Below are 25,409 nucleotides of genomic sequence, written 5' to 3'. Positions count from 1 at the left end.
TTTCATTGTACAGGGACCACTGTCGGCGGCCGATCTGGTTGAGCATCCGGGGCTTTACGCGCTGATCCCGCTGCTCGGCGTGATCAGCGCGCTGGCCCTGATTTGCTACGTACTGGCCAGCCGGCTGTTAGCGTTCAGCCTGTTCGGCCTGCTTAGCTATGTCGAGCCGGTATTGCTGGTCGCGGTAGCGCTGATGCTGGGTGAAAGCATCGCCGCCGACCAATGGCTGACTTATATCCCGATCTGGCTGGCTGTGGTGGTGCTGGTGCTTGAGGGCATCAAGCACCTGCTGCGTCAGCGTCGCCGCCTGGTGTGAGGCGCACCTGCCGCACCCTGCGCTCGGCCACCGCCACCACCGTGAGCTGCCAGCCGTTCCAGTTCAGCTTATCGCCGACCATCGGCAACCGATCAAGCAAGCTCATGACCAGACCCGCAAGGGTCTGGTAATCCTCGGTGGCCTTGGCGGCAAAGCCGGTTCGGGCCTGAATCTGGCTCAGGTTCAAGGCGCCGTTGACCAGGTACCCCTCTGGGCCTTCGACGATGCCCGGCCCCTCGACCTCACTGGCGTCCGGCAACTCGCCGGCAATCGACTCAAGAATGTCGGTCATGGTCAGCACACCGGTGAAATCGCCGAACTCGTTCACCACAAAGGCAATGTGAGTCGACTGGTTGCGCATTTGCTCAAGGGCATTGAGCACACTGAAGCTTTCCAGCACATGCAACGGTGTGCGCGCCAGGCGCTCCAGGTCTGGCTCATTGCCGGCCAGCAGCTCTTTGAGCAGTTCTTTCTTGTGCACGAAACCCAGCGGTTCTTCGACGTTCCCATCACGGATCAAAGGCAAACGCGAATAGGACGAATGCATCAATGCCGTGCGAATCGCCTCTGCCGATTGTGCCAGGTCAATGACATCGACCTCGGCCCGAGCCGTCATCACGGTCTTGATCGGGCGCTCGGCGAGGTTCAGCACACCACTGATCATCACACGCTCGCGGCGATCGAACAGCACCTGCTCAGTTCCTCCCTCGACCAGATCGGCGATCTCCTCGCCGACTTCGTCTGCCTCGACCCGGCGCCCGCCGAGCAGACGCAGCACAGCGTGGGCGGTGCGCTCACGCAGTGGTCGGTGCTGCTGCAGGCTGCGCTTGCGGCGCACTCGGGCCAGTTGGTTGAACACTTCGATCAGAATCGAGAAACCAATCGCGGCATACAGGTAACCTTTGGGTATGTGGAAACCCAGGCCTTCGGCCGTCAGGCTGAAGCCGATCATCATCAAAAAGCCCAGGCAGAGCATGATCACGGTCGGGTGGGCATTGACGAAGCGAGTCAGCGGCTTGCTGGCGACAATCATGATGCCGATGGAGAACACCACCGCGATCATCATGATCGACAAGTGCTCGACCATACCGACTGCGGTAATCACGGCATCCAGCGAGAACACGGCGTCAAGCACCACAATCTGCGCCACGATGGGCCAAAAGGCGGCATGACGAACTGTTCCGCCTGTCTGGGCGACATGACCCTCAAGGCGCTCATGCAGCTCCATGGTGGCCTTGAACAACAGGAACACACCACCAAACAGCATGATCAGGTCTCGCCCGGAGAACGACTTGTCGAAGACTTCGAACAGCGGCGCGGTCAGGGTCACCATCCAGGAAATACTGGCCAGCAGGCCCAAGCGCATGATCAGCGCCAGGCTCAAACCAATCACCCGCGCGCGATCACGCTGATGCGGCGGCAGTTTGTCGGCAAGGATGGCGATGAATACCAGGTTGTCGATGCCCAGTACCAGTTCCAGGACAATCAGCGTGGCAAGGCCCAGCCAGGCCGTGGGGTCGGCTAGCCATTCCATGGAGAGGTACTCGCAAGCAAGGCGTCACAGGGACGAGAGAAAGGCCAGGACGGCCAGCTACTGGGGGGCTCCGAGAACGAAGTCATATCAACCTTGATATCAATAAGGGACGATGATCCTACAAGCGTCAGCTGCTCTTGATATAGCGGGAAACTATTACAAAAGCTGTAACGCCCTCCTCCATGACGCCTCACCAGGGTGATTTTCTTCAATACCCTGCCTCCCCTGCTGCTTAGGCTATGTGACCGTTCCCCTTAACCCAGAAGGTCACTATGAGTCTGATGTTATCCATGGCCGCCTTTGCGCTGGCCGCTTCGATTTCTCCCGGCCCGGTCAATATCGTCGCCCTCGGTGCCGGAGCCCGGCATGGTTTGCGCGCCAGCCTGGCGCATGTCACGGGGGCGACGCTGGGCTTTTGCCTGCTGCTGGTGCTGGTCGGGCTTGGCCTTCACGAACTGTTGCGCCACTGGCCCGGCCTGGCCCGCCTGTTGCAAGCGGGGGGTGTGCTGTTTCTGTTCTACATGGCCTGGAAGCTGAGCAGCGACAATGGCGAGCTTGGCGCAGGGAACCGTGAAGAGCCACCCTCCATGCTCTACGGGGCAACACTGCAATGGCTGAACCCCAAGGCCTGGCTAGCGAGCGTTGCCGGTATTGGCGCGTACGTCGGCGAGGGCGAGGTCGGCCTGCTGTGGCAGTTCACCGGGTTGTATTTCGTGATCTGTTATCTGTCAGTCGCCAGTTGGGCCTGGGCCGGTAGTGTCATCAGCCACTACCTGAACAACCCTCGACGCATGCGCCTGTTCAATCGCAGCCTGGCGCTGTTGTTAGTGGCCAGCGCGATCTACCTGTTACTCGGCTGAACGGTAGTGCCCGGGCGTGGCGGCCAGGTGCTGCTTGAAAGCCCGCTGCAGGTGGGCCTGATCGGCAAATCCGGCATCGGCGGCCACCTCGGCAATCAGCCGCCCCCGACGCAGCTGCGCCCGGGCATACTGGACGCGATGGTCAAGCAAGTAGCCGTGAGGCGTCAGGCCATAGTGCTGCTTGAAGGCCCGAATCAGATAAGACGCCGATAGCCCGGCGGCCTGACAGATGTCCTCCAGTTTCAACGGCTCGGTGCAGTGCTGGCGAATATAGTCGGCGGCACGCTCCAGACGCTGGTTGCCCTGCGCTGGCTCGACCCAAACGGGCCCCAATTGATCCAGCAACTGAACAAAGAATGCCTCTGTTGCCGCGGCCTTCTCCTGGGGGCTGCGTGCTGGATCAACCAGCCACGCATACAGCCTCAAGAGCTCGCTGTACACCTGTACCGACGTGGTATGGGTCGCCGCCAATGGCTGAAATCCCAATCGCTCAAGCCAGGGGGTATCGACATACAGCATGAGGTAGGACCAGGGCTGATCGGCAATCGGGTTGCAGGCATGCACCGTACCCGGGTTCATCATGACCACCGTGCCTGCGCTGATCTCGTGCCAGTGATCACCGTTCAAGTAGGTGCTGCGCCCCGCCGTAACGGCACCGATGGAAAAACCGGCGTGGGAATGTCGCGCATAACAGACCTTGCGTCCGTCTTGCACGCTGCGGGCCTCAATGAAGGGCAAGGCCGGGTCACGCCAGAATTGTGAATGAATGCTCATGGCTGGCTCAGGTCCTGAAGGCTCGTCTACCCGTTCATCTCATGCACCACAACCAGCAACTGCGCGGGTTGTGGCCCCAGCGAGCGCAATCGATGCGGTGTCTGTGCGTTGAAATACAGCGCATCACCGCGCTCTAGAATGACCCGCTCGTTCATGAAGTCAACTTCTACCTGGCCCTCATGAACAAACAGGAACTCTTCGCCCTCATGCTCCTTGAACGTTGAATCGCTGAACTCGCTTGGCGGGCTGAGCATGAACGGCAACAGGCTGCGATGGCTGATCTGACTGGCAAGCACGGCATAGCCGGAGACCTCGCGGGCACCTGGCAGCAACTGGCGCTGGTGGCTGCGCACCAGGCTATAACGCTCTTGCGTTGGCGTGTCGGCGGCAAACAACTCCTCAACCTTGACGTTCAACGCACTGGCCAGTTTCAAGGCAGCGGCAATCGAAGGGGTGTTCAGGCCGCGCTCGACCTTGGACAAGTAGCTCTTGGTCATACCGGCTTTTTCAGCCAGCGCCTCCAGCGTTATCCCCAATTTTTTTCTCAATAATTTCAATCGGATAGACATGCGAAGCCGTAGATCCCCACAGGCGTGTGCGATTTTGCCTTGCCAATGACACTCTGTGTCATATAGCATCTTTTGTGTCATATGCGTGTCGCCGCGCCACCTCCCAGCAACCCGGCGACATACCTCCCTGACACCCATGACTACTGCACAGGACATCTCCATGGCCAAGACATTAACACTGCCCAAGGATCAATTGATCAAGCAGGCCCTTGCGCACATGCAAGGCTCGCTTGCCGATAATACGTGGACTACCCGAGAAAAGCTGGCCCTCACCTGCCGGATTCTCTTTGAACATGGCCACGACTCCGGTCTGGCCGGGCAAATCACTGCACGTGGCCCGCAGCCCGGGACCTATTACACCCAACAGTTGGGCCTGGGTTTCGATGAAATCACGGCCAGCAACCTGTTGCTGGTCAATGAGGACCTTGAAGTGCTCGAAGGCGATGGTATGCCCAACCCGGCCAACCGCTTCCATAGCTGGGTGTACCGTGCTCGCCCGGACGTCAATTGCATCATTCACACCCACCCGACCCATGTCGCGGCCTTGTCCATGCTGGAAGTTCCCCTGCAGGTCTCCCATATGGACCTCTGCCCGCTGTACGAAGACTGCGCGTTCCTGGAGGCCTGGCCCGGGGTACCGGTGGGCAACGAAGAAGGCGAGATCATCAGCGCCGCACTGGGTGACAAGCGGGCGCTGTTGCTCTCGCATCACGGCCAATTGGCGACGGGGGCCAGTGTTGAAGAGGCCTGCGTGATAGCACAGCTGATCGAGCGTGCCGCCAAGCTGCAGTTACTGGCCATGGCCGCAGGGCAGATCAAACCGATCGAGCCGGCACTGGGTCGTGAAGCCCATGACTGGATCGCCCGCCCCAAGCGCCACGTTGCCGCCTTCAACTACTATGCCCGGCAAAGCCTGCGCCAGCACGCCGACTGCCTGAACTGATCACATTCTTATCGGAGCCTTGTCCATGTCCACCGCAATTCACGGCATCATCGGCTACACCATCACCCCCTTCACCGCAGACGGCGAAGGCCTTGATCTGCCCGCGCTGGGTCGTTCTATCGATCGTATGGTCGAAGGCGGCGCTCACGCTATCGCGCCCTTGGGCAGCACCGGCGAAGGCGCCTACCTCAGTGATCACGAATGGGATCAGGTGGCGGAGTTCAGCCTGGCGCACATCGACGGCCGCGTCCCCACGGTCGTCAGTGTTTCCGACCTGACCACTGCCGGCGCCATACGCCGTGCGCGACTGGCCGAACGCCTGGGCGCCGATGCGGTCATGGTGTTGCCAACTGCGTACTGGAAACTCAGTGAAGCGGAGATTCTCCAACACTACCAGGCCATTGGCGACAGCATTGGCGTGCCGATCATGCTCTACAACAACCCGGCCACCAGCGGCACCGACATGTCGGTGGAGCTGATTCTGCGCATCGTCAAGACGGTGGAGAACGTGACCATGGTCAAGGAGAGCACTGGCGATATCCAGCGCATGCACAAACTGCAGGTGCTCGGCGAAGGCCAGGTGCCGTTCTACAACGGCTGCAACCCACTGGCGCTGGAAGCATTCGTGGCAGGCGCGACAGGCTGGTGTACTGCCGCCGCCAACCTGATTCCGGCACTTAACCTGGCCCTTTATCAGGCAGTACAAGCCAACGATCTGGAGCGCGCAAAAGCACTGTTCTACCAACAGTTGCCATTGCTCGACTTCATTCTCAAGGGTGGCTTGCCGGCAACCATCAAGGCCGGCCTGGCGCTAACCGGCCTGCCCGTGGGCGAGCCGCGTCGCCCGGTGTTCGGGCTGAATGAAACTGGCCGTATGCAGTTGCAGGCGTTGCTGGATCAACTGATCTGACAATGCCCGCCCGCAAGGCAGGCTCCGCTCTTTGCAGGAACCCGTCTTGCGGGCAACAGGCCCGGTACGGTCAAAATAAAACGACTGCTTAGAAGGTCATTTCCTTCACATCGTCTGCGACGATCAGCTTACCGGCCGTTTTCTCGATGATTTCCTCGACGCTGACGCCCGGAGCGGTCTCGCGCAGGATGAACGCACCGTTCTCGATCTCCAGGTAAGCCAGGTCGGTGAGTACCTTGCGGATGCAGCCCGCACCGGTCAGCGGCAGGCTGCAGCGCGACAGCAATTTGGACTCGCCATCCTTGGAGGCGTGAGTCATGGTGACAATGATGTTGTCGGCACCGGCCACCAGGTCCATCGCCCCACCCATGCCCTTGACCAGTTTGCCCGGGATCATCCAGGAGGCGATGTTGCCCTCCACGTCCACCTCGAAAGCACCCAGTACGGTCAGGTCGACGTGGCCGCCACGGATCATGGCGAAGGACTCGGCAGAGTTGAAAATCGAAGCGCCGCGGCGCGCCGTTACGGTCTGCTTGCCGGCGTTGATCATATCGGCATCCAGTTGTGCTTCGGTCGGGAATTCACCCATGCCGAGCAGGCCGTTTTCCGATTGCAGCATCACGTCCATATCGGCCGGGACATAGTTGGCCACCAGGGTCGGAATACCGATGCCCAGGTTCACGTAGTAGCCGTCCTTGAGTTCGCGGGCGACGCGCTGGGCCATTTGTTCGCGGGTAAGTGCCATGGTCAGGATCTCTTTGTTGTTCTGTGCGGGGGCGGGTCAGGCTTTGACGGTGCGCTTCTCGATGCGCTTCTCGAAGGTGCCGACGATTACCCGGTCGACATAGATGCCTGGGGTATGGATCTCGCTGGGCAGCAGGACACCTGGCTCGACGATTTCTTCGACTTCGACCACGGTGATCTTCCCGGCCGTAGCGGCCAGCGGGTTGAAGTTCTGTGCGGTGTTGCGGTAAATCACGTTACCGTAGTGATCGGCCTTCCAGCCCTTGACGATGGCGAAGTCGCCGGTAATGGCTTCTTCCATGATGTACTTGCGCCCATTGAACTCGCGCACTTCCTTGCCTTCGGCAACCGGGGTGCCGTAACCGGTGGCGGTATAGAACGCCGGGATACCCGCACCGCCAGCGCGCATTTTTTCCGCCAGGGTGCCTTGCGGGGTCAGTTCCACTTCCAGTTCGCCGCTGAGCAACTGGCGTTCGAATTCGGCGTTTTCTCCAACGTAGGAAGCAACCATCTTGCGGATCTGGTGCTGTTCCAGCAGCACACCCAGGCCAAAGCCATCGACACCGCAGTTGTTGGAGACAACGGTCAGGCCCTTGACGCCACGGCGCTTGATTTCAGCGATAAGGTTTTCCGGGATGCCGCACAGGCCGAAACCGCCGGCCAGTACCGTCATGTTGTCGGTCAGGCCTTCGAGGGCCTCTTCATAGGTTGCTACGCGCTTGTCCAGTCCGGCCATGCTGATCCGCCTTTTGTAGTTGTAGAACCGACCTCAGGTGTCGGAGGAGCGTCTGGCGCATCTTCACCCCTCCAGACTCATTTGTTAATTTTGTTTTTTTCATTGATTAATTGATTTTTAAAAATAATAGACCCTCTACCGTTCCCTGCGCAGGCATTGACCCGCAAGCGGCGCTGGGCGACGCGCTGAACCATCAATGGAAGTCCCGGCTGCGCACGTCCAGCCCGCTCAACAGCGGGCTGAGGTCTTCAAGGCGTCGGGCAATCACATGGCGCACCCCACTCTCGCACTCCAGCCGCCCCACCACCCGCAACAGCCGTGCCCCCACCAAGATGCAGCGCTGACGCTCGGCCAGCGCGCGCCAGACCACCACATTGATCATGCCGAATTCGTCCTCCAGGGTGACGAAAGTCACCCCACTGGCGGTCTGCGGTCGTTGTCGTCCGATGACAATACCGGCGACGCTGACCTTGTCAGCATGAGCCAACTCGACCAGCCGCTGCGAACTGCGACAACCCAGGCCTTCGAGGCGACGCCGCAGCAAGGCCAATGGATGCGGCCCCAGGGTCGTGCCGGTGCTGCTGTAGTCGGCGAACAGATCCTCACCCAAGGTTGGCGCGGGCAAGGCCACCCCCTCGTCTGAAGGCGCCACCAGCCCGGCGAACAACGGCAACTGGGCCTGCACCGCCGCCACTTCCCAGCGCGCCTGGTAACGGTGCCCGACCAGCCCCTGCAAGGCTCCGGCATCGGCCAGCAACTCACGTGCGCGTGCATCCAGACCGGCCCGCAGGCTCAGATCGCTGACATCGGCCCATGCCTTCACGGCGCGCGCCTGCTCAATACGCCGGCCATATTCCTCACGAAAGCCTCGCACCTGACGCAGCCCCAGACGAATCGCCAAGGCATCATCGGTGACCGGCTCCAGGCTGCAATCCCAGTTGCTGTGGCACACATCCACCGGGCGAATCTCGATGCCATGTCGCCGCGCATCCTGAAGAATCTGGTCCGGGCTATAGAAGCCCATCGGCCAACTGTTGATCAACGCGCAGGCATAAATAGCGGGCTCATGGCACTTGAGCCAGCAACTGGCGTAGGTCAGCAAGGCAAAGCTGGCCGCATGGGACTCGGGAAATCCGTAACTGCCAAAACCCTTGATCTGCTCAAAGATCCGCGCAGCAAAGGCCTCGGTGTAACCGTTGTCGAGCATGCCGCGAGTCAAGCGCTCACGGTGCGGCTCCAGCCCGCCATGACGTTTCCACGCGGCCATCGAGCGACGCAGTTGATCGGCCTCGCCCGGGCTGTAGCCTGCCGCGACGATGGCCAGTTCCATGACCTGCTCCTGGAACAGCGGCACGCCAAGGGTGCGTTCAAACACCTTCGCCAGCGCGGGCGAAGGAAAATCGACAGGTTCTTCGTTGTTGCGGCGACGCAGGTAGGGGTGGACCATATCGCCTTGAATCGGCCCAGGGCGAACAATCGCCACTTCAATGACCAGGTCATAGAACGTCTTCGGCTTGAGCCTCGGCAACATGGCCATCTGCGCCCGCGACTCGATCTGGAACACGCCGATGGTATCGGCCCGACCGATCATGGCATACGTCGCTGCATCCTCGGGAGGCACCGTGGCGATGCTCAAGCGACGCCCACGATGGCGCTCAAGCAGGTCAAAACACCGACGCAAGGCGCTGAGCATGCCCAAGGCCAGGATATCGACCTTGAGCAACCCGACCAGGTCGAGGTCGTCCTTGTCCCACTGGATCACCGTACGGTCTTCCATGGCCGCGTTCTCCACCGGCACCAGGCTGTCCAATGGCTGCTCGGAAATGACAAAACCGCCCGGGTGCTGGGACAAGTGCCGGGGAAAGCCGATCAAGGTCCCCGTCAGTGACAGTACCCGGTGCAACAACGGGCTTTCAGGGTCGAAACCCGCTTCACGCAGGTGCTCGGCAGACGGCACACGGTCACTCCAACGGCCACAGCAATCAGCCAATGCGTTGATCTGATCGGGCGGCAACCCCAGCACCCGGGCAATATCCCGCACGGCACCGGCGGCATGGTAGGTGCTGGCCACGGCCGTGAGCGCTGCGCGATGACGCCCATAACGACGAAACACATACTGCAGCACCTCTTCGCGGCGCTCGTGTTCGAAATCGACATCAATGTCCGGAGGCTCGTTACGCTCGCGGGAGAGGAAACGCTCGAACAACAGGTGCGAGGTCATGGGGTCCAGTTCGGTGATACCCAGCACGAAGCACACCACCGAGTTGGCTGCCGAGCCCCGCCCCTGGCAGAGGATGCCCTGCTCGCGGGCAAACCGCACGATGTCATGGACCGTGAGAAAGTACCCTTCGTAACCAAGCTCGGTGATCAGGGCCAGCTCATGCTCCAGCATGCCACGGGCCTTGTCGTCGACACCCTCAGGCCAGCGCCAACGTAGACCGTGCTCGCACAACTGACGTAGCCAACTGGTCGAGGTATGGCCGTGCGGCACCACTTCCCGAGGGTACTGATAGCGCAATTGACCGAGGTCGAACTGGCAGCGCTCGGCGATTTGCACACTGGCCTGGAGCAATTCGGGTGGGTACAACTCGGCCAGGTGCTGCAACGGTCGCAAGTGTCGCTCGCCATTGGCGAACAGACGGTGCCCGGCCTCGGCCACGGTCGTGTGATGGCGGATAGCGGTCATGCAGTCCTGCAAGGCCCGACGTCCACGGGCATGCATATGCACATCGCCACAGGCGACCGCAGGAATGCCGGTCTCAGCGGCCAGCGCCAGCAGGTTCGCCAGCCGCTGGCGGTCATCCGGGCCACGGTGCAACTGCACCGCCAGCCACAGGCGCTCAGCAAACACTTCACGCAACCAGTGGCCGTTACTGGCGTCACGCTCGTCATCCGGTACCCACAACGCCAGCAGCCCCGGGAAAGGGCTGTTGAAGTCATCGCGGTACAGGCAGTACTCGCCCTTCTTTGCCCGACGACGCCCCAGGGTGATCAGCCTGCACAGGTGCTGATAACCACACAGGTCCTCCACCAACAGCACCAGTTTCGGGCCATTTTCCAGGCGTATTTCGCTGCCAATGATCAGCGGGAGGCCACTGTCCTTCGCTGCCTGCCAAGCCCGCACAATACCGGCCAAGGTACATTCATCAGTGATTGCCAGAGCCTGGTAACCCTGCTGGCGGGCACGCTCGAACAGCTCCTGCGCACTGGAGGCGCCGCGCTGGAAACTGAAGTTCGACAGGCAGTGCAGTTCGGCATAAGCAACGCTCATGCGAACCAGCCTTGCAACCACAGCGCACGACTGTCGCCGACATTGCGGTAGGCCCAGCCGCGCTGGCCGCTGGCGGTTTCGATCAGGTAATAGTCACGGCGTATATCGTCACCGTCCCACCAACCGGACTCGATACGTTCAGGCCCGGCCAACACCTGCAAACCCTCAGGCAGCAACGCTTGCGGCTCGGCCAACAACCAGCCAGGACGCGGTGCAGCCGGCAGCGACACGTCAGCCGAACGCCCTTCCCCTGAGTACCAGGCGCACTCGGGACGGTGGTCTGCCTGCACCTGCAGCGTCCCTACGGCGTCATCGCCAAGGCGCGCACGCAACCGCTCGCGCAACTGCTCCCATGGCTGGTACTGCTGCGGCCGGGCTTCGAAAAGCTCTGCCAGCGGCGGTACGAAACGTGGCAAATCCTCAGCCAGCAAACGCAGATTACGCACAGGTGCCGCTAGCTGCAGCGCCTCCAGCCGCCCACGGGCCAGCTCGAACAACATGCCCGCCTCACGCTCAGCCGCCAGCAAGCCGACCACCACGCGGGTGTCTTCGACCTCGGCATGCTCCAGGTGCAGCGTAAAGCGCTGAACCCCCACATCCCGTCCGACCAGGAACACCGTCAGGTCGTTGATCAACCGGCGCAAGGGGAACAACAGCGCCTGATGGGATTCAACATCGAAATTCAGCTCCAGCCGCGCATCGAAACGGTCTGCCGGCATGTAGCACGTCAATGCCATGGCCCGCAGACCCAGCAGCCGATCCAGATGCAACTGCACCGGCGCGGCGAAACGTCGGGCCAGCGCATCACGCGGCAGCGCCAGCACCTGATCCAGGCGGCGCAACCCCATGCGCACAAGCGCCGTGGCGGCGTCCGGCGGTAGACCGATACGCTCAACGGGCATCCGTACCAAGGCGGCGCGGGTTTGTTCGGGGCAGAAAGCGGTCAGCCCGTCATGCCCATTGGCAAGCATCCGGGCGGCTACCGGGTTGCTGGCCAGCACGATGCGATGGCGAAAACCGAGGGCCGTCAACTCCTCACGCAAGCGCGCCTCAAACACAGGCCAGGGCCCGAACAGCCCAAGGCTGGACTCGACCTCCAGCAACAGGGCTCGGGGGTAATCCAGGCTGACCTGCGAGCTGAAGCGGTACGCCCAGGCCGCAAGCAATTGCTGCAAGTGTTCCGTGGCTGCGGGGTCATGCTCAACACACGTAAACCCCTGGGCCAGGGCTTGCGCTGTACTCAGCGTTTGCCCCGCACGCAAGCCAAGGGCATGGGCCGCCGGGTTGACGGCCTGCAACACCCGGCGCTGGCTAGGCCCGCTGATCAATACCAACGGTGCGTCGGGCTCATCACGCCCGCGCAGTACACCATCGAGTGCCAGCTGCGGCAGCAGGATACAGGCCCAGAGCATGGTGCATCAGCCTCGCCAGCACGCAGCAATGGGGGTTGTCGGTGCCCGTCCGCCACGGCACTTGAGCACCCGCCACTGTGCTGGCTGGCAATCGACGGCAATACGCAAGGCCGCCGGTGAAGGGTTCAACGCCGCGTGTTGAGGACGACAGGCAAATGCCAGGGCCTGGCCCGTTTCGGCAGCGACCTGCAAACGGCGCAGGGCCCGATCATCGGCATGCTGCGGCCAACACAGCACTGCGGCGCAACTGCCCGAGCGCAAGCATTGTTCGGTGGCCCAGAGTACCTCGCTCGGGTCGGCCTGCACCAGCGACAGCCAGCGCAAGTCGACACCAGCGGCCTGCCAGGCAGGGGCATACGGGATATAGGGTGGCGCTACCAGCACCACCCGCTCGCCGCCTGTGGTCAAGCGCGCCAGGCTCGGCCAGAGCAACTGCAGCTCGCCACTGCCAGCACTCGCCAGCAGCACTTCGGTCAGCGCCCCGGACGGCCAGCCGGTATCGGGCAAGGCTGCATCCAGCGGCGCATGCCCGGTGGGTTGTACCTCACGCGGTGGGGCAACCGGCCGCCCTTTCCAGACCTGGCGCGTGTCCAGCAGCCCGTCGAGACTGACCACGGCACCCATCAGCCGCGCCTCAGCAGGCCACAGAACACACCTTCGATCACCAGCTCATGTTCGGGGCCAACGTCAATCGGCGCATAGGCCGGGTTACGTGGCAACAGGCGGTAATGCCCATCGGCACGCTGGAAGCGCTTGATGGTCACCTCACCGTCCAGGCGGGCAACCACGATCTGCCCGTCACGGGCATCGGCTTGTTGTTTGATGCCGACCAAATCGCCATCGAAGATACCGTCGTCGATCATCGAGTCACCACGCACCTTGAGCAGGTAGTCCGGGGTACGGCTGAACAACTGCGGGTCCAGCAGCAATTGCTCATGAATATCGATATCCGGGCCAATCGGTCGCCCGGCCGCCACCTGCCCCAGCACCGGAATCTCCAGCACCTCGGGCCGACGCAACACACCGGCCAGGCGGATACCGCGTGCCTGGTTCGGCGTGACCTCGATCAGACCGGCCTCGCAGAGGGCCTGAATGTGTTTACGCGCCACACTGCGCGAAGCAAAACCAAAGGCCTGGGCGATATCGGCCAGGCTCGGTGGCTGACCGTGCTCGGCAATGCGTTCACGGATGAAGGTCAGGATGGCGGTGCGTTTGGGCGATAATCTAGTCATGGAGTACATTTGTACTCTTTTCGTAAATCACTGACCAGCCCCATTGATCGCCTCAAGGCGAAATGAGTCCGTTATGATCGTCGCCATCAGACCTGTAGCGGAAACCCACCATGCTCAATGCCCTGCTGTTCGACCTCGACGGCACCCTGACCGATACCGACAAGCTGCACCTGCTGGCCATGCAGCAGTTGTTGCTCGAAGAAGGCCGGGTCTTTACCGAAGAAGAGTTCGATGCGCATGTCAGTGGCCGGGCCAATGCCGATTTGTGCCGCTACCTGTTCCCGGAACGCTCGGTTGCCGAGCACCGGGCCTTCGCCGAGCGCAAGGAGGAGCGCTTTCGCGCCTTGTCGCCGCGCCTGCAACCGACACCCGGTCTGTCGCGCCTGCTTGCGCATGGCGAGGCTGCCGGCCTGGGCATGGCCGTCGTCACCAATGCACCACGGGCCAACGCCGAGCACATGCTCGCCGCCATGGGTATGGCCGGGCGTTTTCGACATATCCTGGTGGCCGAGGAACTGCCCTGCGCCAAGCCCGACCCCCTGCCCTATCTCACCGGCCTTGAGCGCCTGCAAGCACGCGCCGAATACGCATTGGCGTTCGAAGACTCGATTCCTGGAGTAACGGCAGCCAGCAAGGCCGGCATTTTCACTGTTGGCCTGAGCACCAGCCAACGGCCAGAGTTGCTGCTAGCCGCTGGCGCGCAACTGGTGGTGGAGGACTTCACCGATGCCCGCTTGTGGGCATTGATCGACGGGATGTCCAACCAGGCTCAGTGACGCCGGTAGCTTTTCTTGCCACTTGGCGTCAGGCAATACACAGCACCCCGAGGGCCGGTACGGAACGCCCCGCTGCCACACGCGCAGCCGTCGTTGCACAGGACGCGCCAGTGCGCAGATAGCCGAAGGTTGCTCGGCGTGATCCTGATGTATATACCGATCTTCGAGCTGGCCTCGAGCATCCACTGAGCGGGAAGCTCGCGACGCCGACCGCTACATATCAAAACGATCCACCGCCCGCCGCCGCTCGTTGTCGTCGCGCATGTCATAGTTGGCAGTGGTCTGGATGTTGCTGTGGTGCGCAAGTTTCTGGGCAATCGACAGGTCGTGCTCTTCGATCACCCTGGTAATGAACGAGCGGCGAAAATCGTGGGGCATGATCTTCACCCCGACCTGCTGCCCCCGCTGGCGGGCGATGTAATAGATCGCATGCTTGGTGATGCGTTCGCGGGTGATATGGCTGCCCCGTCGTATGCGGTTGAACAGGAAGTCGTCATCGGCCTGCCCTTCCGGCAGTTGCGAACGACGAAAGGCCAACCAGGCATTGAGCCTGTCGAACGCCCAGGCCGGCGCATACTTGATCAGTTGTTTGTTGCCTTTGCCCAGCACCTGCAGGCTGCGCTCGGAAAAGTCGATCTGCGACAGTTTCAGATCGACCGACTCGGATTTGCGCATCCCTGTGCCATAGAGCAAGGCAATTACCGCTGCATCGCGTAGCCCTTGTGGGCGTGGGTCAGCGGCGCACACCTCCATGAGTTCGCGTATCAGGCTGCGCTTGAGGTTTCGCCCCACGGGCAGGCGTACACCCTGGGTCGCTTTCACCGTGCGAATTTTCAGCAGGTGTTCGTGGCTGATCAGGCTCAACCGCCACGCCTCGTTCATGACGCCCCGTACCGCATTGACATACAGCGATGAGGTGTTGGGGGTAAAACCGTCGGCACGCAGCGCCGCCACCAGCGAGGTGACATGTGCGGGGTCGAGCAGGTGCCAAGGTACCTCGGCAATGTCGCAATCCTCAAAGCCGAGCCGGTCGGCAGCATCCTGCAGGACGTACTTCATGGTCAACTGGCTGGAGGGCGCCAGGCGCGCAAGGTATTGCAGCAGCGGGTTATGCAGTGAATCGGGCAAAACGGGAGGTCCTGTAGCAGCGCTAGCATGATCTGAGGCCAGAGCCAGGTCATTGATTGCCAAGCATTTTGACCTGGCACCGGGCGGATGGTAACTCATCCCGCGTAACGCTGCTGCCAATAGCCGACAAGCCCTCCCATCATGGAAACCGATACCCCGGTCGAGCAGTCGACATCAGGACAAACCAACGAACCTAATGGGACTTGAGTTTCTGGAACGACAGGTTCAGGTCCGAGGCCCACGCATCCAGTACGACCTTGACATCGTCCGGGACCAATACCTGTTTTTCATTCTCCAGGGGTTTGCCGCTGCCCTTGCGCACGACCTGAGCCAGTACCTTGTTATTACCACCATCGAGAAATGCCGCTTCGGTGGCGATCTCGGTTTCCTGGTCACGGATTCCCGAAGCGGTACTCACAGCAGCAGCAACCAAGGCGATCGGAATCACTTCATACGGTTTCAAGCCTTCGGTCTTGCTGCTGACCGCAGTGATTGCCGGCCTGACGACAATAGTGCCTGGGCCAGGCCCCGTGGCCAGCGGCATCGATTTGCTGATTTCTCGCTTGAGTGCTGCGTCATAGTAGCGGGTGATACCTTGCAGGGTACTTTGCGGTATACGCTCGGTCGCCTGAGGTTTGGGGTAGAACTGGCTGGGCTCGATGTAGACGCTCGTGTAACGGCCAACCTTCAGGTCAGGGTCCACCCAGCGCATCACCGTTGCCCCGGAAGGCGATGTGTTCTCAGTCAAACGGCTGTAGTCCCTGAGGAAACCGGAATATTGCTCCGGTTCGACGACTTTGCTCGAACAGCCGGACAGAACAAGCCCGCTCAGGCACAGCGTACCGACGATCAACGCTCTTTTCATGCTCTCGCTCCATGGCGCGCAAAGGAAGGCTCTGTAGGTATAGGCTAGAGTTGCGCAGGCATCCAACAAAACGAGGCAGCATGGCATTTCACAAACTGGCACACACTCATCCACGCTTGAGCGCAGCGGCTCTACTGGGCGCTATTGCAGGCATACTGATTCCCGCACATGACCTGATCCAGCACATCTTGATTGGCTGGAACATCGGTGTCTGGTTCTACCTGGCACTGGTGCTCTGGCTGACCCTGCGAGCCAACCCGGAACGGGTTCGCAAGGTGGCCAGCATCGAAGACGAAAATGCCGGTCTGGTATTGTTCACCGTGAGTATCGCCGCCATCGCCAGCCTGGCCGCCGTCACCCTCGAACTGGTCGGCAGCCGGGGCCTGGAGAATGGCCAACAGCTGTTGCGCTATGCCTTCACCGGGCTCACCGTAAGCGGTTCATGGCTGTTGATCGGCACTGTCTTCAGCCTGCACTATGCGCGGCTGTTCTACACCGATGAGGCAAAGGCACCCTTGTTGCGTTTTGCCGATGGCGAATGCAACCCCGATTACTGGGACTTCCACTATTTCTCATTCACCCTGAGCGTGGCCGTACAAACCGCCGATGTCGGCGTCGCCGGGCGTGAGCTGCGCCGCGTGGTATTGGCGCACTCACTGATCGGTTTTCTCTTCAATACGGCCATCCTGGGTTTCACGATCAATATTGCTGCCGGCTTACTGAGCTGACGGGCCCTGCCCCTCAAGCGCTTGCACCGCACAGCGTGCAATGCGCTGGCAGGCCAACACCAGTCGCGAACTGTCCAGTACCAGGCCCAGACGCAGATGCCCTGCGGCACTGGGGCCGAATGCATCGCCGGGCAACACCGCCACACCATGCTCTTCCAGCAGGCGCTCAGCGAAGGCCCGGGCACTCAAGCCGGTTTCACGGATATCGATCATCACGAACATGCCGCCATCCGGCTTATGCACACGGATTCCCGCACAGCCTTCCAGGCTGGCGCACACCCGGTCACGCCGCTCGCGGTAGGCTTCGCGCATCTGCACAAGTTCTGGGAGTTCGTGCTCCAGGGCCACCCGAGCCGCATTCTGGATGAAGTCCGGCAGGCCATAGAGCATGCACAGGGCCAAGTGCGTCAAGTGATCGGCCAGGGCTGGCGGACCGATCATCCACCCTACCCGCCAACCGGACATGGCATGGGACTTGGAGAGGCTGTTGATTGTCACACAACGCTCAGCCATACCCGGCAGGCTCGCCGGGCTGACATGTTCGCCGTCATACAGCAATTCGCTATAGACCTCGTCGGAGATCAGCCACAAGTCATGCTCAATACACAGCCGCGCCAGGCGCTCCCATGTGGCCCGTGGCAGGCTGGCGCCTGAAGGGTTGTGCGGGCTATTGATGAGCAGGGCCCGCGTGCGCGGGGTGATCAGCGCCCGGACATCCGCCGGTTCAATACAAAACCCCTTTTCGGGCTTGACCGCGACGGGCACCACCTTGGCCCCACAAGCACCGAACACCGCGTCATAGGTGACATACATGGGTTCGGCGACAATCACCTCATCCCCGGGATTGAACACGCATTGGGCCACGCCGTACAGTGCACACTGTGCTCCGGCCAGCACGACGACTTCTTGCGCATCCACCGCTCGCCCGCTGAGCCGTGCATGTCGGTGGGCAATGGCTTGACGCAAGGCCAGGCTGCCACGCACATCCGAATAATGAGTATCGCCTGCAGCAAGGCTGTCGACCGCCGCCTGGACAATCGACTTCGGCGTGTCGAAATCAGGGTCGCCAACCGACAGCAACAAAATGTCACGGCCTTGCTGCTGCAGTTCCAAGGCTCGGTAATGAATGTTCCAGACGGCAGCACCATCACCGGCTATACGTTGGGTCAGGGTTGAATACTGCATGGAAGGCTCCTTGACTGATGGCACACCTCGGGCGTACCGCTGGTCAGAAACCTCCAGGCGGGCATCCCAGCCGACTGCCGGTAAAAATAGCAGAATGCCGTGTGCCTGGCGGCTCAACCCCCAAAGACAAACGTTTGCGTTGAAAAACTATCCGAACGAAGGGCCATGACCAGGGTCAAAAATCCGCTGATAAACCGCGTTCAGGTCCCGGACAACCCCCCCAGTGAATGCTATGGTTAGGGTCGCGCTGTACCCTGAGAAATAGCCAACACACCGTGTGACGCTGAAAATCAAGGAGGCCAGCATGAGCAAACTGACGTTTCCAAACGCCTGTCAGGTAATGCGTTGGCATTTCCATCCATTAGGCTTTGAGGCAAGCATGGATGCGCCCAGCAGCATGGTAGCCCGCCTGTTTGACCGCGCTACGGGCGAAACCTTGCTGGCAATTACCGGCATTCCTTGCGCCACCGTGATGCAGGCTACCGATGTCGAGTTGATCATCGAGGCCGTGGAGGCCAAGCTCGATGCCTTTGCACCGTCCAGCACCTTGCACTCGGCATGACAGCTAGGCCGGTACACCGGCCTGGCTGGCCGACTCGATTCTGGCCATGAAGTCTTCGGCGGACTGCGGCTGACCCAACAGATAGCCCTGCAGCGAGTCACAGCCCAAGCGCGTCAGGAAGTCCTGTTGCCGATCGGTTTCCACCCCTTCGGCAACGATGCGCAAGCCCAGCGCCTGGCCCAACGCAACAATTGCCGAAACAATGGCCGCATCGTCGCCATCTTGTTCCAGATCACGCACGAAACCGCGGTCGATTTTCAGCTCGTTGGCCGGCAGCCGCTTGAGGTACATCAAACTGGAGTAGCCCGTGCCAAAGTCGTCGATCGACAAGTCCACGCCCATGTCCGAGAGCTGCTGCAATACCAGCAAACTGGCATCGGCATCACGCATGGCAGTGGTCTCGGTAATCTCCAGCGTCAGGGTATTGGGCGGCAAGCGATGCCGTGCCAATGCCCCGGCAACGCTCTCGACCAGGCTGGCATGGCAGAACTGGATCGCCGACAGGTTCACGGCGATACGCCAATCGGCATAACCTTGATCGATCCACAGGCGCATTTGCCGGCACGCTTCATTCAGCACCCAATCTCCGATGGGGATGATCAGACCGGTCTTTTCCGCCAGCACAATGAAACGATCCGGCAGCAACAGACCGTGCTGTGGGTGCTCCCAGCGCAGCAGGGCCTCCGCGCCAATGGGCTGGCACTTCTGGGCATCGAACTTGGGCTGGTAGAAGAGACGAAACTGCCCCTGCTCCAGCGCCATGCGCAGATCCTGAAGCAATTGCAGCTGCAAGCGGGCATTGCTGTTCATCGACGCATCGAAAAAGCTGTAGCCGTTCTTGCCCGCGCTTTTGGCGTGATACATCGCCGCATCGGCATTGCGCAGCAGCTCGTGCTGATCGGTGCCGTTGCCGGGGTACAGGGAAATGCCGATGCTGGCGGATACCTGAAGGTTTTGATCGCTGATGCGAAACGGTCGCGATATCAGGTTGACCTGCTTGGTCGCGACACCCAGGGCATCATCCGGCTCATCCAGTTCTACCAGCAAGACAAACTCGTCGCCGCCAATACGCGCCAAGGTATCCTGGCTGTGCAGGTGCCCGCGCAGACGCAAGGCAACCTCTTTGAGCAACTGGTCCCCCGTATGGTGACCGAAGGCATCGTTGACCGGCTTGAAGCCATCAAGGTCAATAAACATCAGGGCAAAGCAGCCGCCCTGCTCCGCCACCTTGCTGATGGCCTGATCGATCCGGTCGGCCAGCAAGGTACGATTGGGCAGCCCGGTCAAGGTGTCATGCAAGGCCAGTTGGGTTAGTTCCTCGTTGGCCAGCGTCAACGAGCGCGCCAGTTCTGCCGTGCGCGCTTCCAGGCGCGCATCCAGCACCGACGTCAACAACGCCACGGCCAATACCGCCAGGGTGGTGATCAACACCAGATAATCCAGACCACTGCCGCTCAGACCGCCCTGGGCACCACAGAAACTGCCATCGGCGAAGTTGGCCGCGGCCATGCCGGTGTAGTGCATGCCGACAATGGCAATCCCCATCACCACGGCGGCACAGCCACGGAACTGACGAACATAAGGCGTGTGCAGGCGCAAGCGAAATGCGATCCACAGCGCCGCCGCCGATGCGCCCCCGGCGATCAGCAAGGAGGCCAAGAACAACACGGGGTCGTAATCGATGCCCGGCTGCATGCGCATGGCCGCCATGCCGGTGTAATGCATGCAACTGATGCCGGCACCCATGATGAGGGCACCCAGCCCCAACGTACGCCAAGGCAAGCGCGGCTGGCTGACCAGCCAGAGGGCGAAACCCGACGACAACACCGCAACCAGCAATGACAAGGCCGTCAAGGTGATGTCATACCCCAGCGGGATCGGCAGGCTGAAGGCGAGCATCCCGATAAAATGCATCGACCAGATACCAAAGCCCATGGCCATGGCCCCTCCGCCCATCCACAGGTGTACCGCACGCCCCTTGGCCGTCGCGATGCGGCCGGAGAGGTCAAGCGCGGTATACGATGCAAGGATGGCCACACACAGGGAAATCAATACCAGCGAGGGGGAGTAACTACCAATCAACATGAGGCCTTTGACAACCGGGTTGGAGGACCTGTGTTGAGGCCCGATAAAACCGATGATTGTACTCAAGCTTTAGCGAAACGCACGGAGTTTCAGTGGGTACGTTCCAACCTGCGCGGGCTGCGGCACCGTGCCAAAGCGGGCACCGTACCGCCACCCTCGCTGACAGAACCGTCAAGGCTGCGGGGCGAACGCCGTCTGTGTGTCCCAACCACCACCCAGGGCCGCGATCAACTGCACACTGGCCACCAGACGCCCCTGCAACAAGGTCAGCACACTGCGCTCATTGCTCAAGGCTGTGGTTTGCACATTGACCACATCCAGGTAACCAATCAAGCCCGCCTTGTACTGATTATTGGTCAAACGTAACGACTCGCGGGCCGAGGCCAGCGCCTCGTTACGTACCTGGGCCTCATCCTCATACACTTTCAACTGCACAAGGTAGTTTTCCACCTCACGAAAACCGTCCAGCACCGTCTGCCGGTACTGGGCGACGGTCTGGTCATAGACCGCTTCGGTACGGTCGACTTCAGCGGCACGCTTGCCGCCGTCGAACAAGGTCAAGGCCAGTTGCGGCCCGACCGACCAGAAACGGTTCGGCAGGCTGACCCAGTCATTGAAACTGCTACTGCTGTAACCACCACTGAGGCTAAGGCTAAGGTCGGGGAAGTAAGCCGCCTTGGCCACGCCAATACTGGCATTGGCGGCCATCACCTTGCGTTCAGCCGACGCGATGTCGGGACGACGCTCCAGCAGTTGTGACGGCAAGGCCAGCGGCACCTGAGGCAACGCCGGGATGCGATCGCTCGCCGCCAAGGCAAACTCGGACGGTGCCTTGCCAAGCAATACGGCAATCGCGTTTTCCAACTGGGCACGCTGCCAGATCAGATCGATCAGGTCAGCCTGGGTAGTTTTCAGCTGGGTTTGTGCCTGAGCCACGGCATCCTTGCCGGAGATGCCGGCACGGTACTGGTTCTCGGTCATTTTCAGCGAACGCTGGTAAGCCTCGACAGTCGCCTCAAGCAGGCGTTTTTGCTCATCCAGCACCCGCAGTTGCAGGTAATTCTGCACCAGCTCCGACTGCAGGCTCAGACGAATCGCCGCCATATCGGCCAGGCTCGCTTCAGCACTGGCCTCGTTGGCAGCCAGCCCCTCGCGCAGCTTGCCCCACAGATCAGCCTCCCAACTCACGCCCAGTTGGGTGCTGTAGGTATTACGGATACCACTGCTGTTATTGCTCAGGCTCGAGCTGCTGCTACCGGTGCCCTGGCTTGAGCGCGTCTTGCCCGCGCTCAAGTCAATACTGGGAAACAGCGAGCCGCGAGCACTGCGCACCAAGGCCTGGGCCTGACGGTACTGAGCCTCGTACTGGGCGACCGTCTGGTTGTTGGCATTGAGTTGCACGATCAGGTCGTTGAGCAGGCTATCGCGATACAGTTCCCACCAGGCGCCTCGGGCCAATGCATCGGACGGCGTTGCCGGTGTCCAGCCTTCGGCATACTTGAACGGCGCTTGCGCAGGGGTTTCCGGGCGCTGGTAATTCGGGCTCAGGGTACAGGCACTGAGCATCACCAGGCACATGCCGGTCGCCAGCAAGCGTGAGCCTCGAGCGGCCAGCAACTGCTGCAGGGTGCGGTCGGAAAGTAACGGGCGTTGAGTCATAGCGGGGTTTCCAGAGCAGCATCGGTACGCACGCCACGCCAACGGTTGAAGCGATGGCGCAGACGGTCCAGGTAGAGGTAGACCACAGGGGTGGTGTAAAGCGTGAGAATCTGGCTGAAGACCAGCCCACCAATGATGGTCAGACCCAGCGGTTGACGCATCTCGGCACCCTCGGCACCGCCGAGCAACAGCGGTAGCGCGCCAAGGATGGCCGCCAGGGTGGTCATCAGGATCGGCCGCAAACGCAACAGGCACGCGCGACGGATCGATTCTTCAGGGCTCAGCCCGTCATGCCGCTCCAGCTGCAAGGCCAGGTCGATCATCAGGATGGCGTTTTTCTTCACCACGCCGATCAGCAGGAACAGCCCCAGCAACGAGATCAGGCTGAACTCGCTGCCCACCAGGTACAACGTGAGCAAGGCGCCGACCCCGGCCGACGGCAGCGTCGACAGAATGGTCAGCGGGTGAATGTAGCTTTCATACAGAATGCCCAGCACCAGGTACACCGCCAGCAGTGCGCCGAGAATCATGAACGGCTGGCCTTTCTGGCTTTCCTCAAAGGCATTGCCGGTACCGCCCAGCTTGGCGATCACCTCTTCGGGCAGGCCGACCTTGGCCACTGCACGCTCCACGGCGGCCATGGCCGCTTCCTGGCTGTAGCCTTCAGCAATATCGAAGGCAATGTCTTCAGAAGCGAATTGCCCTTCATGACTGACCCGGTCGCTGGCCAGGCTGTTTTCATAGCGGGCAAACGCCGACAGCGGCACGCGCGCGCCTGCCGCTGTGATCACCTGCACCTGCTCCAGGGTACGTGGGTCCTGCGCGTACTGCGGGTTGACCTCCATCACCACCTGATACTGGTTCAGGCTGTCGTAGATGGTCGAGATCTGCCGCTGGCTGTAGGCATTGTTCAGCACCGCAGTGACCATGTTCATGTCGATGCCCAGGCGCTTGGCCTGTTCGCGATCGACCACCAGCGTCACTTGCTGGGTACCGCTGCCTTCACGCGCATCGATCGCGGTGAGCTCTGGCAAGGTCTTCAGGGCGGCAACAACCTTCGGGTACCACTCGCGCAACAAGGCCAGGTCGCCGCTTTGCAAGGTGTAGAGAAACTGTGAAGAGCTCTGCTCGCGCCCACTACCGCCAAATTGCAGGTCTTGATCCGCCATCAGGAACAAGCGCCCGCCCGGCACCTTGGGCATGTTCTTGCGCAAACGTTCGATGACTTTCTGTGCCGAGTCCTTGCGTTCTCTGATCGGCTTCAGGCGTACCAACACCATGGCGTTGTTGATGCCGCTGTTGCCACCGATGAAGCCAGCGACACTTTCCACCGCAGGGTCTTGGAGCAACGCCCGACGGTAGGTCTCCATCTTCGGCTGCATGACCGAAAACGACAGGCCATCGTCACCACGCACGAACCCCATGAGCTGGCCGGTGTCCTGCTGCGGCATGAAGGTCTTGGGCACCACGACGTAAAGGGCAATGTTCACACCGATGGTCAGCAACAGGCTAATGAGTGTCAGCCGACGATGACGCAGTGCCCAACCCAGGGTGCGGTCATAACCGGCCATCATGCGCTGGTTGAGTTGCTCGCTCCACCGCTGCAGGCGGGTCTGCTGGCCAACCGGGTGCGGCTTGAGCCAGCGGGCGCAGAGCATCGGTGTCAGGGTCAGCGACACCACCAGCGAGACGATGATCGCGGCCGCCAGGGTGATGGAGAACTCACGGAACAACGACTGAACAATGCCACCCATGAACAGGATGGAGATGAACACCGCCACCAGCGACACGTTCATCGACAACAATGTGAAACCCACCTCCTTGGCCCCGAGAAACGCAGCACGCATCGGCTCGATGCCTTCATCGATGTGCCGGGAAATGTTTTCCAGCACCACGATGGCATCGTCCACCACCAGCCCGGTGGCCAGGATCAGCGCCATCAGCGACAGGTTGTTCAGGGAAAAACCGCACAGGTACATGATTGCGAAGGTACCCACCAGCGATACGGGTACCGCCAGGGTCGGAATCAGCGAGGCGCGCAGGTTGCCGAGGAACAGGAACACCACCAGGACGACCAGGGCCACCGCAATCAGCAAGGTATGCTCAGCCTCCTTGAGGGTGGCCTTGATCACGGGCGAACGGTCCATGGCCAGATCCAGTTTGACACTGGCCGGCATCAGCGCTTCAAGGGCCGGCAACTGCTCCTTGATCTTCGCCACCGTCTCGATGATGTTGGCCCCGGTCTGGCGGTTGATGACCAGCAGCACCGCGTCCTGATCATTGAAAAAGCCACTGTTATAGCGGTTTTCCACGCCATCACTGATCTTGGCCACATGGCTCAGGCGCAGCACCGAACCGTCCTGGTAACGGATCACCAGGGGCTCATAATCCTTGGCCTCGTACAGTTGATCGTTAGCCTGAACCTGCCAGTTGCGCGCACTGTCTTCGACGAAGCCTTTGGGCCGGCGCTGGTTGGCGTTGGCGATGGTCTCGCGCACGTCATCCAGGGCCACGCCATACTGGTTAAGCATCTGTGGTTCCAGCTCGATGCGCACCGCCGGCAGCGAGCTACCACCAATCTGCACCTCCCCAACCCCGGGCACCTGGGACAGGCTCTGCGACAAGATGGTCGAAGCAAGGTCGTACAACTGACCTTTCTGCAACACACTGGACGTCAGCGCCAGCACCATGATCGGTGCCTGGGCCGGGTTGATCTTCTTGTAGGTCGGCATGCTTTTCATGCCGCTGGGCAACAGGTTGCGCGAGGCATTGATCGCCGCCTGCACTTCGCGGGCAGCGGCGTCGATATTCTGCCCTTGCTCAAAACCAAGAATCACCCGCGTCGAGCCCTGGCTGGACCGGCTGGTCAGGGTGTTGACCCCGGCAATGGCGCCCATCGAGCGCTCCAGCGGGGTCGCCACGGTCGAGGCCATGACCTCGGGGCTGGCCCCCGGCAAGTTGGCCGACACCACAATCACCGGGAAATCGATCTGCGGCAGCGGTGCCACCGGCAGCAAGCCGAAACTCACGCCCCCCAGCAGCATGATCGCCAGGCTCAACAGCATCGTCGCCACCGGACGGCGAATAAACGGGCCGGACAGGTTCATCGGCGGCAGCTCC

Annotated in this window: 21 protein-coding genes and 2 pseudogenes; 7 read left to right on the top strand and 16 right to left on the bottom strand. The window is 61.2% G+C overall.

The features are described from left to right. A pseudogene (locus EKA13_RS02105) lies at positions 1-316 on the top strand (EamA family transporter RarD); the annotation flags it as partial. Here the strand turns inward: EKA13_RS02105 and EKA13_RS02100 are convergent. After that, entirely contained in the window at positions 279-1,850 is a 1,572-nt protein-coding gene (locus tag EKA13_RS02100; RefSeq protein WP_065757888.1) for a TerC family protein, read from the bottom strand. The pseudogene EKA13_RS02105 and the gene EKA13_RS02100 overlap by 38 nt on opposite strands. A 272-nt stretch (positions 1,851-2,122) precedes the next feature. Here EKA13_RS02100 and EKA13_RS02095 point away from each other — a divergent pair, with 272 nt between their 5' ends. Next, positions 2,123-2,710, top strand: a complete 588-nt coding sequence (locus EKA13_RS02095; protein WP_065757887.1) for a LysE family translocator — start codon at positions 2,123-2,125, stop codon at positions 2,708-2,710. Here EKA13_RS02095 and EKA13_RS02090 read toward each other — a convergent pair. Further along, positions 2,699-3,484 (bottom strand): AraC family transcriptional regulator, encoded by a 786-nt coding sequence (locus EKA13_RS02090; protein WP_065757886.1) that lies wholly within the window; start codon positions 3,482-3,484, stop codon positions 2,699-2,701. The two genes, EKA13_RS02095 and EKA13_RS02090, sit on opposite strands and share 12 nt — an antisense overlap. A 26-nt stretch (positions 3,485-3,510) precedes the next feature. Beyond that, complete coding sequence (locus EKA13_RS02085; protein ID WP_065757885.1) at positions 3,511-4,053, bottom strand: helix-turn-helix domain-containing protein; 543 nt, start codon at positions 4,051-4,053, stop codon at positions 3,511-3,513. A gap of 160 nt (positions 4,054-4,213) precedes the next feature. Between EKA13_RS02085 and EKA13_RS02080 the strand changes: the two genes are divergently transcribed. Beyond that, positions 4,214-4,996, top strand: a complete 783-nt coding sequence (locus EKA13_RS02080; protein WP_065757884.1) for an aldolase — start codon at positions 4,214-4,216, stop codon at positions 4,994-4,996. A gap of 25 nt (positions 4,997-5,021) precedes the next feature. Further along, positions 5,022-5,906 carry a dihydrodipicolinate synthase family protein gene (locus EKA13_RS02075; RefSeq protein ID WP_065757883.1) on the top strand — a complete coding sequence of 295 codons (885 nt, stop codon included), beginning with the start codon at positions 5,022-5,024 and terminating at the stop codon, positions 5,904-5,906. 88 nt (positions 5,907-5,994) lie between these two features. On the opposite strand, the gene EKA13_RS02070 is transcribed toward EKA13_RS02075, so the two are convergent. From EKA13_RS02070 to lexA, 6 genes are all read right to left on the bottom strand, one after another. Continuing rightward, entirely contained in the window at positions 5,995-6,651 is a 657-nt protein-coding gene (locus EKA13_RS02070) for a CoA transferase subunit B (protein WP_065757882.1), read from the bottom strand. A gap of 36 nt (positions 6,652-6,687) precedes the next feature. Next, positions 6,688-7,386 (bottom strand): CoA transferase subunit A, encoded by a 699-nt coding sequence (locus tag EKA13_RS02065; RefSeq protein WP_065757881.1) that lies wholly within the window; start codon positions 7,384-7,386, stop codon positions 6,688-6,690. A 193-nt stretch (positions 7,387-7,579) separates the two neighbouring features. Further along, a complete protein-coding gene (locus EKA13_RS02060) occupies positions 7,580-10,678 on the bottom strand; it encodes an error-prone DNA polymerase (protein ID WP_218060835.1) in 3,099 nt (1,032 codons plus the stop codon). Continuing rightward, entirely contained in the window at positions 10,654-12,069 is a 1,416-nt protein-coding gene (locus EKA13_RS02055; protein ID WP_065757879.1) for a Y-family DNA polymerase, read from the bottom strand. The genes EKA13_RS02060 and EKA13_RS02055 overlap by 25 nt, the downstream gene beginning before the upstream one ends. 6 nt (positions 12,070-12,075) lie before the next feature. Beyond that, positions 12,076-12,693 carry a translesion DNA synthesis-associated protein ImuA gene (gene imuA, locus EKA13_RS02050; RefSeq protein WP_065757878.1) on the bottom strand — a complete coding sequence of 206 codons (618 nt, stop codon included), beginning with the start codon at positions 12,691-12,693 and terminating at the stop codon, positions 12,076-12,078. Continuing rightward, positions 12,693-13,310 (bottom strand): transcriptional repressor LexA, encoded by a 618-nt coding sequence (gene lexA, locus EKA13_RS02045; RefSeq protein WP_065757877.1) that lies wholly within the window; start codon positions 13,308-13,310, stop codon positions 12,693-12,695. Before lexA ends, imuA begins: the two co-directional genes overlap by 1 nt. Positions 13,311-13,411: 101 nt before the next feature. On the opposite strand from lexA, the gene EKA13_RS02040 reads away from it, so the two are divergent. After that, entirely contained in the window at positions 13,412-14,077 is a 666-nt protein-coding gene (locus EKA13_RS02040) for an HAD family hydrolase (protein WP_065757876.1), read from the top strand. Here the strand turns inward: EKA13_RS02040 and EKA13_RS28245 are convergent. The 3 genes and pseudogenes from EKA13_RS28245 to EKA13_RS02025 all read right to left on the bottom strand — a co-directional run. Continuing rightward, a pseudogene (locus tag EKA13_RS28245) lies at positions 14,071-14,166 on the bottom strand (hypothetical protein); the annotation flags it as partial. The gene EKA13_RS02040 and the pseudogene EKA13_RS28245 sit on opposite strands and share 7 nt — an antisense overlap. A gap of 124 nt (positions 14,167-14,290) precedes the next feature. Continuing rightward, positions 14,291-15,136, bottom strand: a complete 846-nt coding sequence (locus EKA13_RS02030) for a site-specific integrase (RefSeq protein WP_371918261.1) — start codon at positions 15,134-15,136, stop codon at positions 14,291-14,293. A gap of 262 nt (positions 15,137-15,398) precedes the next feature. Further along, positions 15,399-16,070: a DUF3313 domain-containing protein gene (locus EKA13_RS02025; RefSeq protein ID WP_065757874.1), complete on the bottom strand. Its 672-nt coding sequence runs from the start codon at positions 16,068-16,070 to the stop codon at positions 15,399-15,401. 80 nt (positions 16,071-16,150) lie between these two features. On the opposite strand from EKA13_RS02025, the gene EKA13_RS02020 reads away from it, so the two are divergent. After that, on the top strand, positions 16,151-16,798 hold the full coding sequence (locus EKA13_RS02020; RefSeq protein WP_065757873.1) for a DUF1345 domain-containing protein: 648 nt from the start codon (positions 16,151-16,153) through the stop codon (positions 16,796-16,798). Here EKA13_RS02020 and EKA13_RS02015 read toward each other — a convergent pair. Beyond that, positions 16,787-17,983 (bottom strand): pyridoxal phosphate-dependent aminotransferase, encoded by a 1,197-nt coding sequence (locus EKA13_RS02015; protein WP_065757872.1) that lies wholly within the window; start codon positions 17,981-17,983, stop codon positions 16,787-16,789. The genes EKA13_RS02020 and EKA13_RS02015 overlap by 12 nt on opposite strands. Positions 17,984-18,287: 304 nt before the next feature. On the opposite strand from EKA13_RS02015, the gene EKA13_RS02010 reads away from it, so the two are divergent. After that, positions 18,288-18,545 (top strand): DUF1652 domain-containing protein, encoded by a 258-nt coding sequence (locus EKA13_RS02010; RefSeq protein WP_065757871.1) that lies wholly within the window; start codon positions 18,288-18,290, stop codon positions 18,543-18,545. A 3-nt stretch (positions 18,546-18,548) separates the two neighbouring features. On the opposite strand, the gene EKA13_RS02005 is transcribed toward EKA13_RS02010, so the two are convergent. From EKA13_RS02005 to EKA13_RS01995, 3 genes are all read right to left on the bottom strand, one after another. Continuing rightward, positions 18,549-20,630: a putative bifunctional diguanylate cyclase/phosphodiesterase gene (locus tag EKA13_RS02005; protein ID WP_065757870.1), complete on the bottom strand. Its 2,082-nt coding sequence runs from the start codon at positions 20,628-20,630 to the stop codon at positions 18,549-18,551. 171 nt (positions 20,631-20,801) lie between these two features. Further along, a complete protein-coding gene (locus tag EKA13_RS02000; protein WP_065757869.1) occupies positions 20,802-22,289 on the bottom strand; it encodes an efflux transporter outer membrane subunit in 1,488 nt (495 codons plus the stop codon). Further along, positions 22,286-25,396 carry an efflux RND transporter permease subunit gene (locus tag EKA13_RS01995; RefSeq protein ID WP_065757868.1) on the bottom strand — a complete coding sequence of 1,037 codons (3,111 nt, stop codon included), beginning with the start codon at positions 25,394-25,396 and terminating at the stop codon, positions 22,286-22,288. Before EKA13_RS01995 ends, EKA13_RS02000 begins: the two co-directional genes overlap by 4 nt. Positions 25,397-25,409 lie beyond the last annotated feature (13 nt).

The sequence above is a fragment of the Pseudomonas defluvii genome (genome assembly GCF_001695625.1).
GTDB lineage: Bacteria > Pseudomonadota > Gammaproteobacteria > Pseudomonadales > Pseudomonadaceae > Aquipseudomonas > Aquipseudomonas defluvii.
This window is presented reverse-complemented; position numbering and strand designations above follow the sequence as displayed.

What these genes read in the sequence shown, in the direction of transcription:
- EKA13_RS02100 (WP_065757888.1), bottom strand. Translation starts at nt 1,850, where the DNA reads ATGGAATGGCTAGCCGACCCCACGGCCTGGCTGGGCCTTGCCACGCTG.
- EKA13_RS02095 (WP_065757887.1), top strand. Translation starts at nt 2,123, where the DNA reads ATGAGTCTGATGTTATCCATGGCCGCCTTTGCGCTGGCCGCTTCGATT.
- EKA13_RS02090 (WP_065757886.1), bottom strand. Translation starts at nt 3,484, where the DNA reads ATGAGCATTCATTCACAATTCTGGCGTGACCCGGCCTTGCCCTTCATT.
- EKA13_RS02085 (WP_065757885.1), bottom strand. Translation starts at nt 4,053, where the DNA reads ATGTCTATCCGATTGAAATTATTGAGAAAAAAATTGGGGATAACGCTG.
- EKA13_RS02080 (WP_065757884.1), top strand. Translation starts at nt 4,214, where the DNA reads ATGGCCAAGACATTAACACTGCCCAAGGATCAATTGATCAAGCAGGCC.
- EKA13_RS02075 (WP_065757883.1), top strand. Translation starts at nt 5,022, where the DNA reads ATGTCCACCGCAATTCACGGCATCATCGGCTACACCATCACCCCCTTC.
- EKA13_RS02070 (WP_065757882.1), bottom strand. Translation starts at nt 6,651, where the DNA reads ATGGCACTTACCCGCGAACAAATGGCCCAGCGCGTCGCCCGCGAACTC.
- EKA13_RS02065 (WP_065757881.1), bottom strand. Translation starts at nt 7,386, where the DNA reads ATGGCCGGACTGGACAAGCGCGTAGCAACCTATGAAGAGGCCCTCGAA.
- EKA13_RS02055 (WP_065757879.1), bottom strand. Translation starts at nt 12,069, where the DNA reads ATGCTCTGGGCCTGTATCCTGCTGCCGCAGCTGGCACTCGATGGTGTA.
- imuA (WP_065757878.1), bottom strand. Translation starts at nt 12,693, where the DNA reads ATGGGTGCCGTGGTCAGTCTCGACGGGCTGCTGGACACGCGCCAGGTC.
- lexA (WP_065757877.1), bottom strand. Translation starts at nt 13,310, where the DNA reads ATGTACTCCATGACTAGATTATCGCCCAAACGCACCGCCATCCTGACC.
- EKA13_RS02040 (WP_065757876.1), top strand. Translation starts at nt 13,412, where the DNA reads ATGCTCAATGCCCTGCTGTTCGACCTCGACGGCACCCTGACCGATACC.
- EKA13_RS02030 (WP_371918261.1), bottom strand. Translation starts at nt 15,136, where the DNA reads ATGAAGTACGTCCTGCAGGATGCTGCCGACCGGCTCGGCTTTGAGGAT.
- EKA13_RS02025 (WP_065757874.1), bottom strand. Translation starts at nt 16,070, where the DNA reads ATGAAAAGAGCGTTGATCGTCGGTACGCTGTGCCTGAGCGGGCTTGTT.
- EKA13_RS02020 (WP_065757873.1), top strand. Translation starts at nt 16,151, where the DNA reads ATGGCATTTCACAAACTGGCACACACTCATCCACGCTTGAGCGCAGCG.
- EKA13_RS02015 (WP_065757872.1), bottom strand. Translation starts at nt 17,983, where the DNA reads ATGCAGTATTCAACCCTGACCCAACGTATAGCCGGTGATGGTGCTGCC.
- EKA13_RS02010 (WP_065757871.1), top strand. Translation starts at nt 18,288, where the DNA reads ATGAGCAAACTGACGTTTCCAAACGCCTGTCAGGTAATGCGTTGGCAT.
- EKA13_RS02005 (WP_065757870.1), bottom strand. Translation starts at nt 20,630, where the DNA reads ATGTTGATTGGTAGTTACTCCCCCTCGCTGGTATTGATTTCCCTGTGT.
- EKA13_RS02000 (WP_065757869.1), bottom strand. Translation starts at nt 22,289, where the DNA reads ATGACTCAACGCCCGTTACTTTCCGACCGCACCCTGCAGCAGTTGCTG.
- EKA13_RS01995 (WP_065757868.1), bottom strand. Translation starts at nt 25,396, where the DNA reads ATGAACCTGTCCGGCCCGTTTATTCGCCGTCCGGTGGCGACGATGCTG.